We start from the raw sequence: 17,996 nt of genomic DNA on the forward strand, positions 1-17,996 counted from the left end.
GTTTTATTAAAACGTGAGTGTGCTCTTTATAAGGTAGCAGTGTATCAAGCGAAATTTCCGTTCAGTGGGGGACCGTCACGAATCTTTCATGACAGTGTCATACCAATTTCTTACGATGTTTGTGTAATTGTTGACCAAATGGATAAAAATTTGGTATGACTATAGGGTATGACATGATTTATTTGTTATGCCTGAAATCGTTGGTAAAGGGGGGCTATTACGTGACTGTGAATAGACTCAAACACAAAACGTTTACTGAAACCAAAAATATAAATCAAACATCAGTAAGCAACATCCAGGATCCTTGAAATGAATACAATAACTAAAGCATTGATAAGTGCATCGGGATTGACGTTAGCGTCAGTGTCGCAAGCTCAGCTTATTATCAGTGAATACGTTGAGGGGAGCGGCTATAACAAAGCGCTCGAGCTATACAACACCGGTACAGAATCTGTTTCACTTGCAGATTATGTGATGACTCGTTATGTGAATGGTAGTACAACCAACTCCTACAGCATTAGTTTGGGGGAAGACTCTATTCCTGCGGGCGGTACGTATGTCCTTGTTGAAAGCAATAGCAATACCGACGCAGCGCTTCAGGCAAAAGCAAATAGAATCACATCGCTTAACTTTAATGGCAATGATCCCGTCGCGTTGAAAAAAGACGGTGTCGTTGTTGATTTCTTTGGTGAATACACAAGTTCAAACTTTGCAAAAGACAAAACGTACGCTCGAACTGATTTAACACCGTTGTCTGACGGTGAGTGGAACAGTGCTGCATGGAATGTATTGGCGAAGAACGATTTCTCCGGCTTGGGTGTCGCGCCTGATGGCTCAGTAACCGAACCAGTCGTATTTAGCTGTGAAGGCCAGACGCTGACGCCAGTCTATGATATTCAAGGAAATGGCTCGACCAGTCTTTTGGTTGGAGACAAAGTGTATACAACGGGTGTTGTGACACGTGTTGTTTCTAGTCTGTATAAAGGTGTATTTATACAAGACGCGGCTGGAGATGGCGATGAATCTACATCAGACGGATTGTTTGTATTTAGTTCAAACATACCAAGCGATGTTGAAGTGGGTGATGAGGTGTGTGCTCTTGGTGAAGTAAAAGAGTATTACAACCTAACTGAGCTTGTGTTAGATAGTGATAGTATTGAAGTGTTGTCAGAAGGCAATGAGCTTGCTGCGACACCATTAGAGCTTGAAGAGGGTTCTTTGCTGCACGATCAACTGGAAAAATACGAAGGCATGCTTGTATCGACAACTGACAGCGATCTTGTTGTGACTCGTCCATATAGCTTTGACTATGATTCTTACCGAAATAACATGGTGTTGAGCTTCCAATCTCCTCTTTATAAATCAACGCATCTTTATATTGCTGGTTCAGACGAAGAAAAGCAGTTAGCGGAAGACAACGAAAAAGGCGCTTTATTTGTCGATACGGATGCAAAAGCAGCTGATGGCGTGATTCCTTATTTTTCTGACTTTAATGCAGAAGATGGCTACATTCGAATGGGGGATGAAGTTCAAAACTTGGAAGGCGTTATTGGTTATAGCTTCTCTCAGTACCGTTTGATTCCTGTGGCGGACGAGAACCTAGCCAAGTCAGACTTTGAGCATACGTTTACGGATCGTTCAAACTATGGGCCAGAGTTGTCTAAAGAAGGTGATCTTCGTATAGCCAGCTTTAACGTTCTAAACTTGTTCAATTCGCCATTTGACGGTGCCGAAAATCCATTTGGTGACAACCGTGGAGCGGAGTCGCTAGAAGACTACAATTTGCAATTGACGAAAATTGCATCTGCGATCACCTTGTTAGATGCAGACATCGTCGGTTTGATGGAAATTGAAAACAATGGGTTTGATGAGACAAGTGCAATTGCTGCCTTAGTGGAGGCTGTTAACACAACGCAACCTGCCAGCGCTGCGCCATATGCATTTATTTCAGCGGACGCTGGCTATGTTGGCTCAGACGCAATAGCAGTCGGACTTATTTACCGCCCTAGTGTCGTAACGCCTAAGAAAAAAGCAGTATTGATTGATATGCCAGAGCAACATGGTACTGACGCTGAAGGAAATCAGTTTGATAAGTATCAGCGCACAGCATTGTTGCAAACTTTCAAGCACAGACGTTCGAGAGAGCGTATTTCAGTGGTTGTGAACCACTTTAAATCCAAAGGGTCAGGATGTATTGAAGATGCCAACAGAGAAGCGTCTGATCCGCAAAGTAACTGTAGTGCTTTCAGAGTGTCGGCGGCGGTAGCGCTTGGGGATTACTTAGAGCGAAATGTACGAGGTAAGGTTATGATCTTAGGTGATCTTAACTCATACGGAAAAGAAGATCCGATACGAGTGTTAACCGACTACAATGCGTTTGATCCTGAGTTCCCAGTTTATACGGCTGAGCAAGCGACGCTGAATGGAGCGCCTATTAATGACGGCGAATCTGTCGAAGTGACACGCAACTATGGCTTTACCAATTTGGTGCCTCACTTCCAAGGAGATGAAGCTTTCTCTTATACCTTTAATGGTGAATTGGGAAGCTTAGATCACGCGTTGGCAAACTGGCAGTTAATGAAGCATGTTGTGGATGCAGATGATTGGCATATTAACTCAGCGGAATCGAATTTGTTTGAGTACTCTAGCGAGTTCACTGGCGATTTAGTTAAGTCAGACAATGCGTATTCATCTTCTGATCATGATCCTGTTGTGGTTGAGTTAAAAATGCGTCGCTGGAACCATTGGTATGGTTGGCATCATCGTCCGTGGCATGCTGGTTACCTATTTGGTTACTGGAATGAGCATTCTAATTGGCGCCATCAACCAATGAGATGGGGCTGGTGGAGATAAGCAAAGCGGGTGCTTTGTCTTTATCTCCTTCAAGTACGCTTTGAGCGATAGGTTTATATTAGCTATTGCCTCTATTTCACCCTAGGTGATTTGGTGAACGAGAGTTGATTAAAGGGCTGCATTCTAAATGTAGCCCTTTCTTTTTTTAACCAGTGTGGTAAATTCCGCGGCCCTTTAAATTTGAATCTAAGAGAGGTAAGCATGTACTGCGGTTTTGATTATGGAACATCTAATTGTGCTATGGGTGTTTTTGAAAATGATGAGCCTCAGTTGATACCTCTCGAAGCAGGGAAGGCCTTCCTACCATCTGCTTTGTATGCCTTTAGTCGTGATTTCATTACGGAAGGGGTTGCAAAGTCTATTCAAGATGATGCTGCACGACGCGAGTATATCGAGAGCCGAAAGGCGATTCTAACACGTGCGCAAAGAGTACGACGAGAGGAAGACTATCAGGCTGATGACCAAGTTGTTTTTTATGGTCGTGAAGCGTTTTCAGAATATTATGACTACCCGGATGAAGGCTATTTCATTAAATCGCCCAAATCCTTTTTAGGTGGCTCAGGGCTTCGAACGGAGCATATTCGTTTCTTTGAAGACATTGTTACGTTAATGATGTTGAAAGTGAAGCGTGCAGTAGAAGCGAAAACAGGTATACCATTGACCCAAACGGTAATTGGTCGCCCTGTGAACTTTCAAGGGATCGATGCGGAAGCGAGCAATAAACAAGCGTTAGAAATACTGAGTGTGGCGGCAAAACGAGTGGGTTTTCTTGACGTCGAGTTTCTATTTGAACCAATTGCCGCAGGTATGGATTTTGAACGTCGACTAGACAAAGATCAAACGGTTTTGGTTGTTGATATTGGTGGTGGAACAACGGACTGCGCCATGGTCAGAATGGGACCAAGCTATCGAGATAAACTGGACAGAACCGCGGACTTTTTAGCGCATACTGGTGAAAGGGTTGGCGGTAACGATCTGGACATTCAGCTCGCTGGTAAAGAGTTTATGCCTCTTTTTGGGATGGGGGCGCCTTTGAAGACAGGGCTTCCTATGCCTACTCAGCTATTTTGGAATGCGGTTACGACAAATGACGTGACTGCGCAGGCTGTATTCAACAGTTTGGAAACGAAAAAGCAAATAGAAGAGCTGAGATTAGATTCCAAAACCCCGTCCTTATTAGACCGCTTTGCATACCTTCGAGAGCATAAGCATAACTTCCATCTGGTTCGAAACTCAGAGGAAGCAAAAATTAACTTGTCGGACAGTAATGAGACGCTAATCTCGCTTGAATACATAGAAAAATCATTGTCAAAAACGCTTTCTAGAGACCAATTAGATTCAGCTATAACACCGCCTCTTGAAAAGATGATGCAGTTAATGTCTAGCGCTATTGAAGAGGCTGGAGAGACGCCGGATGTCATATATATTACCGGGGGCTCAGCAAAATCGCCTATTATTCAGAAGCAGATACGAGAGCGTATTGGTGATATCCCCGTTCTTGATGGCGACCACTTCGGTAGTGTTGCATCAGGCTTGACAGTCTGGGCGCAGAGAATTTTTTCCTAGCGGTGTCGCGATAGTGTACGCTTTGTCTTAAAGTTGTTTTGTCTCAAAGTTGCTTTGTCTGGGAGTTGCATAGTGATAGTGCAAGTGCACGATTAATTATAACTGTTTTATAGTAAAACAGTTATAGTGACTTACTTTATTGCACTCTAAATAAAGGGGAATGTTGTGTTATCCAAAGCCAGACGGCTCTTCAAAGACCTTTTTACACTCAATGATGTTAAGCGACCATGGCACCTTTCTTTCATTGCAGCGTTGTGCGTCGGCTTACCAGCTATAATCGGTGCAGCGTTAGAGCAGTTCCCACAAGGTATGCTTGCAAGTTTAGGAGCTATGGTCGTGCTTTACATGCCAAACACACGCACCGCCCATCGTATAGTAACGCTCAGCCTATGTAGCTTCGGCTTTATTTTTTGTTTTATGGTTGGGTCTCTCTCGACTTTCGTAAGTTGGCTTCCTCCATTTGCGCTGTCTCTTGCGATGTTTCTAGTCGTCATAATGTCTCGCTATTACTTATTGCCTCCGCCTGGAAGTTTTTTCTTCGTATTGGTGACAACGATATCCATTGCGATGCCATTTGATCTCCCGTCTTTGCCAACTAATATCGGTTTGTTGGCCATTGGTGGAATGACGTCGTGTGTTGCTTGCTTTGTGTATAGCTTGTTGACTGGGGCAAATACATTGCCCAAAACCGAGATTAAATTAGATGCGCGCGTCAACGCGATTGTTTTAGAAGCGCTTTTCGTATCGGTCTTTGTGGGTGGGTCTTACGGCATTGCACTAGCACTGCAAATGAACAATCCGTATTGGGTGCCAATTTCATGTGCTGCAATCCTGCAAGGTGCGACTTTTAGACAAGTTTGGCATCGAAAAATCCATCGCATAATGGGCACGTTGGTTGGGATGCTCCTTGCATCGGCAATTTTCTTTTTTCACCCTAATGCTTGGGTTCTCGCCTTCCTTATTCTCATTCTACAATTCGCCATTGAGATGTTGATTGCGAAAAATTACGGTTACGCGGTTATTTTTATTACCCCGTTAACGGTCATCATGGCGGAGGTGACGAATACACAAGTGTCGCCAGCCTTACTGCTTGAATACCGCATTTTTGACATTGTCTTTGGTAGTATTATTGGCTTTGTTGGTGGCACTATTTTTCATAAAACTCAATGGCTTACGTCTCTTGAGAAAAAAATGGATGAACGAAAGTCCCTGTCTCTCTTGCTCTCCAGAAAAAAGGACTAAACCTCGATATCTAGCCCAATTTAACGCGTGTCATAATTGTCATTTAATTGTCACTGGACTGTCATTGATGCTCTGTACATTAAGTTCGTCTTTGAGGAAAACAATAACCTCAAGCAACGAATGAGCTTTGTCTGGTAGCGAAGCTCTACAGGCAATAACGGTGGCTTTGAGTGGTACAAAGCCATTGATTGACAAAATATAAAAGGGCAGAAAAATGACTATCGAGAAGCATGAAGAGTTAAGCTTTGACGCGTTTGATGAAATGGTTCGTCCAGCGCCGGAAGTAGTAGAGTTTGAAGAAGTAGCGAATACTATGGTTTCTCGCCGTGGTTTCCTATCTGGCGGTGCAGCAGTAGGTGCGACGGCATTTGTTATGGGATCTACTCTTGGTGCTGCTCAAGCAGTTGCTGCTAATCACAAGCCAACTCGCTTAGCGTTTGATATGGTGAAAGCAACAACAGCGGATACGATTACCCTTCCTAAAGGTTATAAGTGGGATGTATTGGTTTCTTGGGGTGATCCACTTTGGTCAAATGCACCAACTCTAAATACCGCAACAGGCGGAACTGGTGCTTCTCAAGAGCTTGCATTCGGTGATAACAATGACGGTATGGCATTCTTTAATGCGAATGGCCGTTACGTTATGGCAATTAACAACGAGTACGTAAACCCGAAAACACTGCATGCAAATCGTGAAGACGGTGTGCCAATGACTGCTGATGACGTTCGTAAGAACAAAGCGGCTCACGGTGTGTCTATCATGGAAGTAGCAAAACGCGGTGGTAAGTGGAATGTTGTACAAGATTCAATGTATAACCGTCGTATTACGGCTGACACTGAAATGGAAATCACTGGGCCTGCGCGTGGTCATGATTTAGTTAAAACTTCTGCTGATCCAGAAGGTGTATTGGCAAAAGGTACTTGGAACAACTGTGGTCAAGGTCAAACACCTTGGGGTACTTACTTAACGTGTGAAGAAAACTTTAACAGCTATTTCGCAGCAAGCGATGGAAGCTACAAAGTACCAGCAGAGCTTAAGCGTTACGGTGTAAGTGCTAAAACAGGTCGTTATAAGTGGGAAATGGCTGACGAGCGTTTTGATCTTTCAAAAGAGCCAAACGAACCAAATCGTTTCGGTTACATTGTCGAAATTGATCCAATGAACCCGAATGCACGTCCTAAGAAGCGTACCGCTTTAGGCCGTTTTAAGCATGAAAATGCAGAAGTAACGATCGCTGCAAATGGTCATGTTGTCGTTTACTTGGGTGATGACGAGCGTGGTGAGTTCTTATACCGTTTCGTTTCTAAGGGTAAATACCAAGTAGGTGGTGATAATTCTGAGCTGCTTTCTGAAGGTACGTTGTACGTGGCTAAGTTCCACGAAAACAACAAAGGTGAATGGCTTGCATTGACGCCAGAAACCACAGGTATGACAGAAGCGGATATCGCGATCCATACTCGTTTGGCAGCGTCTAAAGTTGGCGCAACTACTATGGACCGTCCAGAGTGGGTTGCTGCGAATCCTAACAAAGTTGAAGCGTACTGCTGTCTAACAAACAATAAGAACCGTGGCGTTAAGCCGAATGCAGGAGGCGACGAAACGCCAGCCGTTGGTCCAAACCCACGTGTTAAAAACAAGTTTGGTCAAATTGTTCGTTGGGAGCCAATGAACGAAGATCATACTGCAGCTAAATTTGATTGGGATCTGTTTGTTCTTGCGGGTAACCCAGCTGTGTTTGATGACGCGTATGCAGGTTCTGCTAACGTCAATAAAGACAACATGTTTAACTCTCCAGATGGCCTTAAGTTTGATCGTAATGGCCTTCTATGGATTCAAACAGACGGTAACTACTCGAACGAAGGTGACTTCGCTGGTCAGGGTAACAACCAAATGTTGGTAGCGGATACTGAAACTGGTGAAATCAAACGTTTCATGGTAGGACCGACTAAGTGTGAAGTTACTGGTGCAGCTTGGAGTGCAGATCATACAACTATGTTTGTTAGCATCCAGCATCCAGGTGGTACTTGGCCGACAGGTTCAACGCCACTATCAAGTGTTATTGCTATCTCTCGTGAAGATGGCGAGATGATCGTATAGCAAGTAATGCTTTCGTTCGACGTTAGATCATTAGAAAAGCCGGCTCCTTGAGCTGGCTTTTTTTATATGTGCTCATTTTCATGGAGAATTAGATAAACGTGGGGAATTGGTTGTGAATCTTATTCATAAACGGTATAAAAATTGCTTATACAAAAACTTATTGAGCAAGATCATTCTTTTTCATTTTCTAAGGTGACATTGAGAATTAAATTTGTAAGTCTATTACAAAAAGTAATACGTTGATTAAAGTTCCATTAAAACACCTTAGAAATGTGATCTGCTTTGTGTGATGTTAAGAACGATGCAATTTAGTCTCTTGATCAGTATGTGTAAACGAACATGGTTTAAAATAGCTCTTACAACAATTTGATATTTTAAGGATCGTCGAAATGATTGCTATTAAGCAAGTCAGTTCATTTCTCCTACAATTTGTTTACGAGGGCGACTAATGTCGAAAAACTTTGATTTTTCTCAGTCGCTCTATTTGAAACAAGCCGTTTTAACTTTTTTGCTGGCTATCTTTTTAAGCGTTGTCCTGAGTTGTTTGCAGTTTTATCAGGTTTTAAAGTACCAAAAAGCACAGCGAATAGAAGAAATAAATCAACTACTTGATGTGATTGAAGAGCCTCTAGAGCAGGCATTATTTAGAATTGATAAGGTGCTAGCTCAACAGCAAGTTAACAGCTTACTAAGCCGATCTGATATTTCCAAGGTGGTCATATTGGATGAAAACGGTGCTCAGTTTGTAGCATCGAGTGTGTCTTTTGCTAAGCCGAATTTAAGTAAATGGTTGGTTGATGTATTAATTGATGAGGAAACAGGACAATCAAGGCGTCTTGAAATGGTGTCGCCTAAGCTGTTTCTCGGTTCGATTACTATTCGGTTAGATCGCTCTTCACTCGCCCATCAAATTTTGACTTACAGTATTAGTGTTTTTGTACAGAATTTATTCAAGGATCTTATCCTCGCTTTTCTGATCTCTTTGCTTTTTTATTATGTTGTGACTCGCCCTGTTGAACAGCTTACCCGAGCATTGTCTAATATTCCGGATACTGGACGCTTAACCCTGCCTAAATCCTTCGAAAAGGATCATAAGTACGACGAGCTGGGCCGACTGAAGGGGGTGTTTTCAAAATTATGGGGGCGCTTGTCTACAGCCTTGGCGGACGTAGAACGAAGTAACTTGCACACCAAAGCGATTATAGACCATGCCGCTGATGCTATTCTGTTGCTAGATGAAAAAGGTTGCATTACTTTGTCTAATCCGGCTGCTGAGCGTCTTACAGGGCAGACGAGCGAGCAACTGATCAATACAAAAGTGTCATCACTCTATGATGACCCTTGGATTTCAATGTCGGAAATCTTAGCAGATATGCATTTAGATCAGTCGATTACGATTGAGACGTATTTTATTTCGCATGGGAAACGTATCCCAGTCGAAATACGCATTGCGAAATACGAAATTCACCGGGTCGTTGAAATCGTACTGCTGGTACGTGACATTACAGAGCGAAAAAGTGCGGAAGAGCGTATCAATCGTTTAGCCTTTTATGACTCTCTAACTCGCTTGCCAAATAGACATTTCTTTGTAGAGCGACTCAATGAGCTGTTAGATGAGTTGCGTATTAACCGTCGTCAGTCCGCTTTGATTATGTTTGATTTAGATCGTTTTAAAAATATAAACGACTCTTTGGGGCATAACGTTGGCGATGAGCTTCTATGTAAGGTGGTCGGCGCCATCACGCCTTTACTTCCTGAAAAAGCAATGTTTGCCAGAGTGGGTGGTGATGAGTTTGTTGTTTTGTTGCCTGAGTTTTCTCAAGAGGCAGGAGAGCCGAATCGCTCATTGGTCGAAATATCAAAAGACATCTTGTCTCGATGTAATGCGGTGAAGAAAGTTGGCGAGCATGATCTTCATGTCAGTGCCAGTATCGGTATTTGCTTATTTGATGGAAGTAATGAGACGTCGACATCTATCTTAAAGCAAGCGGACAGCGCTCTATATCGAGCTAAGGAAGTCGGTAGGAATACCTACGAGTTTTATAAAGAAGATATGCAGGCGATATCTGACGAATATCTAAAGATGGAGCGTGCTTTGTTTCTTGCGATGGAAAACGAAGATTTTGAGTTGTATTACCAGCCTCAAAACGACGCATCTGGGCGGCTGATTGGTGCAGAGGCTTTGATTCGCTGGAATGAGCCTACGCAAGGTTTTATCTCACCCGCCAAGTTTATACCCATCGCAGAAGAAATTGGTTTGATTGTAGAATTGGGGGAGTGGGTACTTCACCAAGCGCTAAGGGATGTTAGTCAATGGCGTGCCGAAGGTATTTGGGATGACTCATTACAGGTGTCGGTCAACGTCAGCCCTATGCAGTTTCAGCATGCTGGCTTTATGCAAATGCTTAAGTCCGCGATTGAAACCTTTAATGTTCCTCCGCATTGTTTGGATTTAGAAATTACAGAAAATATGCTGTTGTCGGATTCGGAGTCCAGTTTGGATTTAATGTATCAGGTTCGGTCGTTAGGTGTTAGTTTATCGATAGACGACTTTGGTACAGGGTATTCATCTTTAAAATACCTAAAGTCACTTCCAATTAGCCGATTAAAAATTGATCAGTCTTTTGTTCGCGATCTCCTAAGTGATCATAGTGATGAAGTTATTGTTCTTACCATTATTGCTATGGCAAAAGCACTTAATATCGATGTCTTAGCGGAAGGCGTTGAAACTCAGGCGCATCAAAATCGGCTTACTGATATGAATTGTACTCTATATCAAGGTTATTACTTTGGTAAACCATCACCTGCACACCTTTTCTCTAAAGCGTGGTTGTCAGTTGTTAACGTCTAGTAGACTATGGATTAGTTATGAAGTCCCCAATCCCTTTTTGTTCACGTTTAACGTCTAATGAACAATTGTTATGGATAGACAAGCTGTCTAACTTGTTGCCTGAAGAAACTATTCGACCTTGTTCGGAGTTATCTGATTTAGAGCGTCACGCTGCCGATTTTGCTATTGTTGCGAACCCTGATCCGAAAGAACTGTTGACGTTACCTAATCTCATATGGGTACAAAGTGTATGGGCTGGGGTAGAGCGCATGTTGGAAGAGTTACCTAATGTGTCTTTTAATATTGCTAGAATGGTGGATCCAAATCTTTCGAAAACGATGTCTGAAGCGGTTTTGAGCTGGGTTCTTTATTTGCATAGAGATATGCCTGCTTACCTTAAACAGCAACAAAAAGCAGAATGGCATCAGCACTTTGTTGCTCAACCGGAGGAGGTGCAAATCGGTGTGCTTGGGCTTGGCGAGTTGGGTCAAGTATGCGCGAAGAGGTTGAAGGGCAATTATTTTAGAGTAAGCGGTTGGAGCCGATCACAAAAAGAGTTAGAGGGTATCGAGTGTTATTCAGGCGAAGAAGGGTTGGACTCTATTCTGTCTCAAAGTGATATTATCGTTATCTTATTGCCGTCTACGCCCAGTACGAAAGAGCTTATTAACCTTGAAACGGTTAAAAAAATGAAGCCGGGCGCTCAGATTATTAATTTTGGGCGTGGTCCAATAATTGACGAAGATGCACTTTTGTATGGCCTGAATACTGGCCTTATCAAACATGCAGTGCTTGATGTGTTTAATAGAGAGCCTTTGCCTCGTTCTCATGCGTTCTGGACCTACCCAAGCATTACCGTATTACCGCACATTTCTGCGCCGACGAATCCTGATACCGCCAGTGTGATCGTCGCGAATAATATTCGAGCGTATCGTAATCTTAATATGCTGCCTGAATGCGTAGATGTAAAAAAAGGGTACTAGGGAACGTACGAATAAGTCTTGTTAACTTTCTTGCCAATATGCTCATATTGGACGGCGACACTTGTCTCCAGACATTTACTTCGAATAAAGAAGCGTTATTCACGCTGAAGCCAGTGGACTTGTTCATGCGTTCCCTATGGCTGTAGTGTGAAAAGCAGATTAGGTGTTTCGTATATTGAGCCTTTTGTTTAAGACCGTTAATATGGCTTGTAACTGTCCTTAAACGGTCTTTGCCCCCGCCTTTTTGATGAGGTGTAAAATGAAAACAATAGGGAGTCTAATATGCCACACTGCATTGTTGAATACAGTCAAAACCTAGCGCAGGAAGTTCCTCCAGACGAATGGCTTGAAGCCGTAAAAAAAGGGTGTTTAGAGTCCGAGTTGTTTGAAGAGTCTGACCTTAAGCTGCGAGCGGTGGCTTATAAAACCTATATGACGGGCGGTCAAGAAGATGCATTCGTGCATGTTGTTGTTAAAATTCTTGAGGGTCGTACTCAGGCTCAAAGAGCGATGTTATCAGAACAGGTTTTGCATCAGCTAACGCTACTGGCTGTTAAACATATTAGCTTAACGGTTGAAGTCGTTGAGATGGAATTGGCAACGTATTCCAAACGTGTTGTGCTTGATTGATGGTGGCTCTGCGCCAAGTTGTGGCTGAGACAACAAAGAATATTATTCGAGTCATTGTTTTGTTGGCTGTGATAGGTAGTTGTGTCGTGAATGTCGCTTTTGCCACCTCTCAACAGCTCGATGGTAGTGAGGCATTAAAGACAGAGGACGAAACTTCGCTGGGGATTCCTTTGCCAAAAGAGCCAGAGGTCCCTGAGAGCATACAACAGCGGGTTCAGCAAGATGGTTTGATTCGCCAGCGAACTTTAAGGGAGCAGAGCTCGTTGTCAAACCCATTTGTTTTGACGCCACACCGCCCCAATTATTTTTTACCCGTTACCTACACAGACGATCCTAACGGTAGAGAGTTTGTTGTAAACGACAGTAGCGACGGGGTTCTTGACAATGTTGAGTTTAAATTTCAACTAAGTGTGAAATTTCCCGTGGCGTATGACATTGTTGGGCGTGGCTCTACTCTGTGGTTCGCTTATACGCAGCAAGCTTTCTGGCAAGCGTATAATAGTAAAATATCAGCACCCTTTAGAGACACCTCTCATGAGCCAGAGGCGTTTATCGTGGATAAGCTCGATGGCCAGTTTTTGGGCGTCACACCTTCGTACATAGCTTACGGAATCAACCATCAATCTAATGGTCAAAGTGGTGCGAGGTCTCGTTCTTGGAATCGTCTGTTTGTTGATGTTGTTTTTGAATATGAACATCTTGCCGTGTCGATTAAGCCTTGGTACCGCATACATGAAAACCGTGAGGACGATGACAACCCTAATATTGAGCGGTATCTCGGTTACGGTGAAGTGGCGGCAGTCTTAATTGATGAGGATTACAGCTATGACGTAATGATCAGAAATAATCTTCGTTCAAGTAATAAAGGCGCGATACAGCTTGGCGTTAATTTCCCTCTTTGGGGGAAAACACGAGGGTATGTGCAATACTTTGAAGGTTATGGTCAATCTCTCTTGGATTATAATAATCATGTGCGAAGTTTAGGTTTTGGAATTATGCTTACCAATTGGCTTTAGAATCAAAGATTTAAAAGGCCATAAAACTGACCTGTAAGCATATGGTCATCTTTTTGTCTTATTTCTGACACATTTTTCTCTTAGGGTGTTACCTAGATTTAACTAGGAGATAAACCATGAACAAAAAGTTCCTACCTCTTGCAAGCGGGTTATTGGTTGCAGCAATGCTAACGGCATGTGGCCAAGGCAACGTAAAGTCCTCTGATGATATGGCTTCTGCTGAAATGTCTTTGAATAACGAAGACATGTACGAAGTGCATCATGAAGGCCGTATTTATGTTTTTGATGATAAAGGTATCTACGAAAGCTTCATGGCTGTCGGTGAAACCGCATTCCGTAAAGTTCGCATCGGCGAAGGCCCACATGGCGAAACAATTGTTTTCGGTTTGACTGGCGCAGACAAAAAGAAAACATCGGGCATCGCGAGCGTCGATATGTACGATGGTAACCTAGAAGGCGCAGAAGACTTCTACGGTGAAATGCGTACAGAAGGCCGTATTTATGTTTTCCAATCTCTTGAAGAGATGAATACGGCGCGTACAGTGGGTGAAGTGCCATTGCGTTACACTGACATTGGTGCGGGTCCAAAAGGCGAAACAGTCGTTTACGCTTTGAATTCTAGCAACAAGAAAAATAAGCCAGAAGCGCTTATCGCTAAATTCAAAGCAATGAACGGCATGAAGTAAGCTTACGCTGAATATGCTCTGAATTAGCAATTCCCCCAATAAAAACGCTCCAATCACTGGGGCGTTTTTATTTCCGGTACGGTATTTTTAGATGACTCTTGCCTCAATTCTCACGTCATAAAAGCGTCATTAAATAGCCACCTTACTGACATTTATACTCGGTACATTACTGATAATAAGCAAAAAATCAGCTAATCGAGGTGGTGATATGCCTTTTCTGAAAAGTATCCACGCATTGGATGTGCAAACCTTTTATTGGTGTATGGCTCGTAAACACCGTGTATTGATTACCAATATGAGTAGAGCTATCTCCAAGACGGCTGATGGCCCTTTGTATGCAGTTTTAGCAATGGTGTTTTGGTACGTTGGTGAGACGGCTTGGGTGATTATCATGGGAGCGGGCTTCACTGTAGAGCGCTTATCTTACTTGGTACTAAAGAAAGGCTTCAAACGAAATCGTCCTGCCGATATATTAGACAACTTTAGCAGTTTTATTATTCCTTCTGATAAATTTTCATTTCCCTCTGGTCACACCTCAGGGGCGTTTTTTATGGCGTTTCTTTTATCGGAATGGTTACCTGACTTTCAAATTGGTTGGTATGTCTGGGCTTACCATGTTGGGTTGTCGAGAATTTTTTTAGGCGTTCATTTTCCAACGGACACGCTTATGGGCGCTTTGCTTGGCTCTAGTTGTGCAATGATGGCGTTAACAATGGTTGGTATATGAAAATATTATATGGTGTTCAAGGGACTGGAAATGGTCATATTACGCGTGCTAGAGCAATGGCTGATGCTTTTGAGGGATTGGATATCGAAGTTGATTACGTCTTTTCTGGCAGGGAAGAGAAAGACTATTTCGATATGGAGGCCTTTGGAAATTATCGTACTTTTAAAGGCCTGTCTTTTGTCGCGAGAGACGGTAAGTTAGATTTATTTGCTACTTGTCGCAAAGCGTCTTTGCTGACCTTGCGAAAAGACATTAAGCGCTTAGATCTAGACGGCTATGATTTAATTATCACCGATTATGAGCCGGTTGTTGCGTGGGCAGCAAAAAGAAAAGGAATCCGTTGTATTGGGTTTGGTCATCAGTATGCCTTTAATTATAACGTCCCTAAACACAAAGGCGACAAATTGGGAGCGTGGATTATGTCCAATTTCGCGCCTGTTAATGTCTCATTGGGGGCCCATTGGCATCATTTTGGCAACCCTATTTTACCTCCTCTGATGCAAGAAAAAGATACTCAATACTCTGTTAGTGAGAAGGACGTATTGGTGTATCTACCGTTTGAGAACAGTGAAGAGGTGATGGATTGGTTAGAGCATATACCGGGATACCATTTTCGCTTTCATTGTAATGACATTGAACCAGGTATATACGATAACGTGACCGTTTATCCGTTTTCGAGAGGCGGTTTTCATAAGAATCTAGGTGAGTGTCGTTCCGTACTTTGCAATGCTGGCTTTGAGTTGAATTCTGAGGCATTAATGCTGGGGCGTCGAATTTTAGCAAAGCCATTGAAAGGGCAGATTGAACAACATTCGAACGCCTTGGCCTTAGACTTATTGGGTATTGCAAGTACAACCTCTTATTTGTCGAATACCGTGATTCGTAAATGGTTACAAGAGGGTTCGGTGGTAAAAATTGATTATCCTGATGTTGCAAGTGCCGTGGCAAAATGGATCTGTAACGGCGCTGAAGGTTCTATCGAAGAATTAAGTCGTAGCCTGTGGGATCAAGTGTCTCCCATACCTGGTTTAGATTTTGGTTTAGGGGACACTGGAGAGTTCAAGCTTGCAAAAGCGTACTGATTTAGTTACCTAATATTTGTCATAAAGGCAACGGGTTCATTGTTTTCTATCCGTTGCCTTTATTTGTACCTTCTTTTTATTCGTACTTTTTGTTAGTGGCTTCCTAGCTTAGTGTTTCGTTAAAAAATGCAATGGTTCTGTCCCATGCACGTTCTGCAGCTTCTTCGTTGTACCTTGCAGTCGAGTCGTTGTGAAATCCATGATTTACACCTTCGTACATATACGCTGAATATTTTACGCCGGCATTTTTTAACGCGCTCTCATACTCTCCCCAATAGCCATTTACTCGTTTATCTAGTTGTGCGAAGTGAAGTGAAAGCGGTGCTTTAATGTCCGCTACAGGTAACTTAGGTGGTGTGCCGTAATACGGCGCTCCGGCATTTAAAGTTGCCCCCAGAGATGCGGCAAGTTGGTTGGTTAAGTACCCTCCAAAGCAAAATCCAACCATACCGAGTTTGTCTGTGGTGATGTCATGTTGCTTCAGTAGGTTGGCAGCGGCGATAAAGTCCGCTTCTATTTTTGCTCGGTCGAGCGTTTTTTGCATCGCTCTGCCTTCGTCATCATTACCAGGGTATCCACCTAGAGAGAACAGCGCGTCGGGTGCAAAGGCAACGAACCCTTTTTTAGCGAGACGTCGAGCCACATCTTTGATGTAAGGGTTTAGGCCTCTGTTTTCGTGGGCAACCAAAACGGCGGGTTTTTTGTTATCCATTGATGTGTTTGCTGGAATGACTAAATAGCCTCGCCCTTTTTCGTGTCCTTGTGGTGAGTCAAACTCCAAATAAGACGCGTTTATTTCTGGGTCATTAAAAGACACTTGCTCTGCCAATGCATAATTTGGGATTAACGCACTCGCAACTGCCGATAAGGACAGTCCAGCAATCCCCAGCGTTCCCAGTCTCGAAATAAATGTCCGGCGGTCAATGTCGCCATGGGCGTATTCGTCATACCAATCAAATGCTTCCTGAGGTATTTCGATCGTTTCTTTTGCTTGCTTGAGTTCAGTCACGTGTTCACCTTTCCCTTTTCTGATGTATGAGCAGTTTAAGAAATGTTCCGACTACCGGTTTTGATTACTGGTTCTGGGTTCAAATACATCGTCTAATAAAGTTTTTTAAACAACTTTATTAGACGATGCCTTCACTTTACGATACGTTCACTGTCTATGGATTGGTTTAGTTACGGAAGGTATGAACAAGTCCACTGGCTTCAGCGTACGGATAACTCTTCTTTATTCGAGGCAAGTGTCGCTGTTCAATATTGAGCATATTGGCAAGAAAGTTAACAAGAATTAAAGAGAGTTTAGCCCTCGCCCTTTGGGTCTTTCAGAGAAACAGCCTATCTTCGTTGAGAGTGATTGAAAGGTATTAACATTTCTGCTCACTCTCGCCTTAATAGCCTGTTTCTCTGATAAGACTGAAGCTCATAAGACTTATTCGTACCTTCCTTATCTGATCTAAGTTTTATAATCAATCGTAGAAGAGATATTGATGGTTGTATTATTGAATTTTGCTATCGGTTAGATACCTCTAAAATACTAGGAAAAAAATTGCATGCGAGAGAAACTACCCATCTTAGTGACAGGGGGAACACAACGCTTAGGCTTAGCGATTGTCCATGCGTTATTGAGAAATGGATACGAATTGATTGTGACTTATCGAACACCCAAGGCATCGGTTGATGAGCTTAGAAAAATGGGTGTTAGGTGTATTCGATCAGATTTCGAAAATGCTAATTGTATTGCCGAATTGGTGGAAACAATCACTCAAGATTGCCAAGGGCTTAGGGCGATCATTCATAATGCATCGGATTGGCAGGCTGAAGACGAGGTGTCATACTCAGCGTTGATCGAAAGGATGTTTAAAATCCACGTCAATGCGCCTTATGAGTTGAATATGGCTTTTTCAGAGCTTTTGAAGCATGCGGCGTGTAGTGGTGAAGATCAATCAGCGGATATTATCCATTTTACGGATTATGTTGCGGAAAAGGGGAGTGACAAGCATATTGCGTATTCATCAAGTAAGGCGGCTCTTGCAAATTTAACATTATCATTTGCAAAAAAGTTGTCACCTCACGTAAAAGTGAATAGCATTGCTCCATCTCTTCTAAAGTTTAATGATAAAGACGATGAAGAGTATCGTGCGAAGGCGCTGGCGAAATCACTTATGCAGATTGAACCGGGTGAACAAGAAGCGGTAGCGGCAGTAGAATACATTTTAAGTAGCCGATATATGACTGGAAGAACAATTGCTCTTGATGGAGGACGGCATTTAGCTTGAGGTC

General features: G+C 42.9%; 13 protein-coding genes. 12 read left to right on the forward strand and 1 reads right to left on the reverse strand.

All coding sequences use genetic code 11. The features are described 5' to 3' along the window. Positions 1-309 precede the first annotated feature (309 nt). The 11 genes from MARME_RS06570 to MARME_RS06620 all read left to right on the forward strand — a co-directional run bounded on the left by MARME_RS06570 (position 310) and on the right by MARME_RS06620 (position 15,713). Positions 310-2,853 (forward strand): ExeM/NucH family extracellular endonuclease, encoded by a 2,544-nt coding sequence (locus MARME_RS06570; RefSeq protein ID WP_013660480.1) that lies wholly within the window; start codon positions 310-312, stop codon positions 2,851-2,853. A 201-nt stretch (positions 2,854-3,054) separates the two neighbouring features. After that, positions 3,055-4,419 carry a molecular chaperone gene (gene yegD / locus MARME_RS06575; RefSeq protein ID WP_013660481.1) on the forward strand — a complete coding sequence of 455 codons (1,365 nt, stop codon included), beginning with the start codon at positions 3,055-3,057 and terminating at the stop codon, positions 4,417-4,419. A gap of 165 nt (positions 4,420-4,584) precedes the next feature. Beyond that, complete coding sequence (locus MARME_RS06580; protein ID WP_013660482.1) at positions 4,585-5,661, forward strand: FUSC family protein; 1,077 nt, start codon at positions 4,585-4,587, stop codon at positions 5,659-5,661. 214 nt (positions 5,662-5,875) lie between these two features. Continuing rightward, positions 5,876-7,759: a PhoX family protein gene (locus MARME_RS06585; protein WP_013660483.1), complete on the forward strand. Its 1,884-nt coding sequence runs from the start codon at positions 5,876-5,878 to the stop codon at positions 7,757-7,759. Between the two features lie 448 nt (positions 7,760-8,207). After that, positions 8,208-10,610, forward strand: a complete 2,403-nt coding sequence (locus MARME_RS06590; RefSeq protein ID WP_013660484.1) for a putative bifunctional diguanylate cyclase/phosphodiesterase — start codon at positions 8,208-8,210, stop codon at positions 10,608-10,610. Between the two features lie 17 nt (positions 10,611-10,627). Further along, positions 10,628-11,572, forward strand: a complete 945-nt coding sequence (locus MARME_RS06595; RefSeq protein WP_013660485.1) for a 2-hydroxyacid dehydrogenase — start codon at positions 10,628-10,630, stop codon at positions 11,570-11,572. A gap of 282 nt (positions 11,573-11,854) precedes the next feature. Further along, entirely contained in the window at positions 11,855-12,202 is a 348-nt protein-coding gene (locus tag MARME_RS06600) for a 5-carboxymethyl-2-hydroxymuconate Delta-isomerase (RefSeq protein WP_013660486.1), read from the forward strand. 20 nt (positions 12,203-12,222) lie between these two features. Next, positions 12,223-13,218, forward strand: coding sequence for a phospholipase A (locus MARME_RS06605; protein ID WP_223295016.1), 996 nt, complete (start codon positions 12,223-12,225; stop codon positions 13,216-13,218). Positions 13,219-13,334: 116 nt separating this feature from the next. Then, complete coding sequence (locus MARME_RS06610; protein WP_013660488.1) at positions 13,335-13,904, forward strand: hypothetical protein; 570 nt, start codon at positions 13,335-13,337, stop codon at positions 13,902-13,904. A gap of 208 nt (positions 13,905-14,112) precedes the next feature. Then, on the forward strand, positions 14,113-14,631 hold the full coding sequence (locus tag MARME_RS06615) for a phosphatase PAP2 family protein (RefSeq protein ID WP_013660489.1): 519 nt from the start codon (positions 14,113-14,115) through the stop codon (positions 14,629-14,631). Then, positions 14,628-15,713, forward strand: a complete 1,086-nt coding sequence (locus tag MARME_RS06620) for an MJ1255/VC2487 family glycosyltransferase (RefSeq protein ID WP_013660490.1) — start codon at positions 14,628-14,630, stop codon at positions 15,711-15,713. The genes MARME_RS06615 and MARME_RS06620 overlap by 4 nt, the downstream gene beginning before the upstream one ends. A gap of 103 nt (positions 15,714-15,816) precedes the next feature. Here the strand turns inward: MARME_RS06620 and MARME_RS06625 are convergent, their stop codons facing one another. Next, entirely contained in the window at positions 15,817-16,722 is a 906-nt protein-coding gene (locus MARME_RS06625) for a dienelactone hydrolase family protein (RefSeq protein ID WP_013660491.1), read from the reverse strand. Positions 16,723-17,266: 544 nt separating this feature from the next. Here MARME_RS06625 and folM point away from each other — a divergent pair. Further along, complete coding sequence (gene folM / locus MARME_RS06630) at positions 17,267-17,992, forward strand: dihydromonapterin reductase (RefSeq protein ID WP_013660492.1); 726 nt, start codon at positions 17,267-17,269, stop codon at positions 17,990-17,992. Positions 17,993-17,996: the final 4 nt, after the last annotated feature.

Source organism: Marinomonas mediterranea MMB-1, from assembly GCF_000192865.1.
GTDB classification, from domain to species: domain Bacteria; phylum Pseudomonadota; class Gammaproteobacteria; order Pseudomonadales; family Marinomonadaceae; genus Marinomonas; species Marinomonas mediterranea.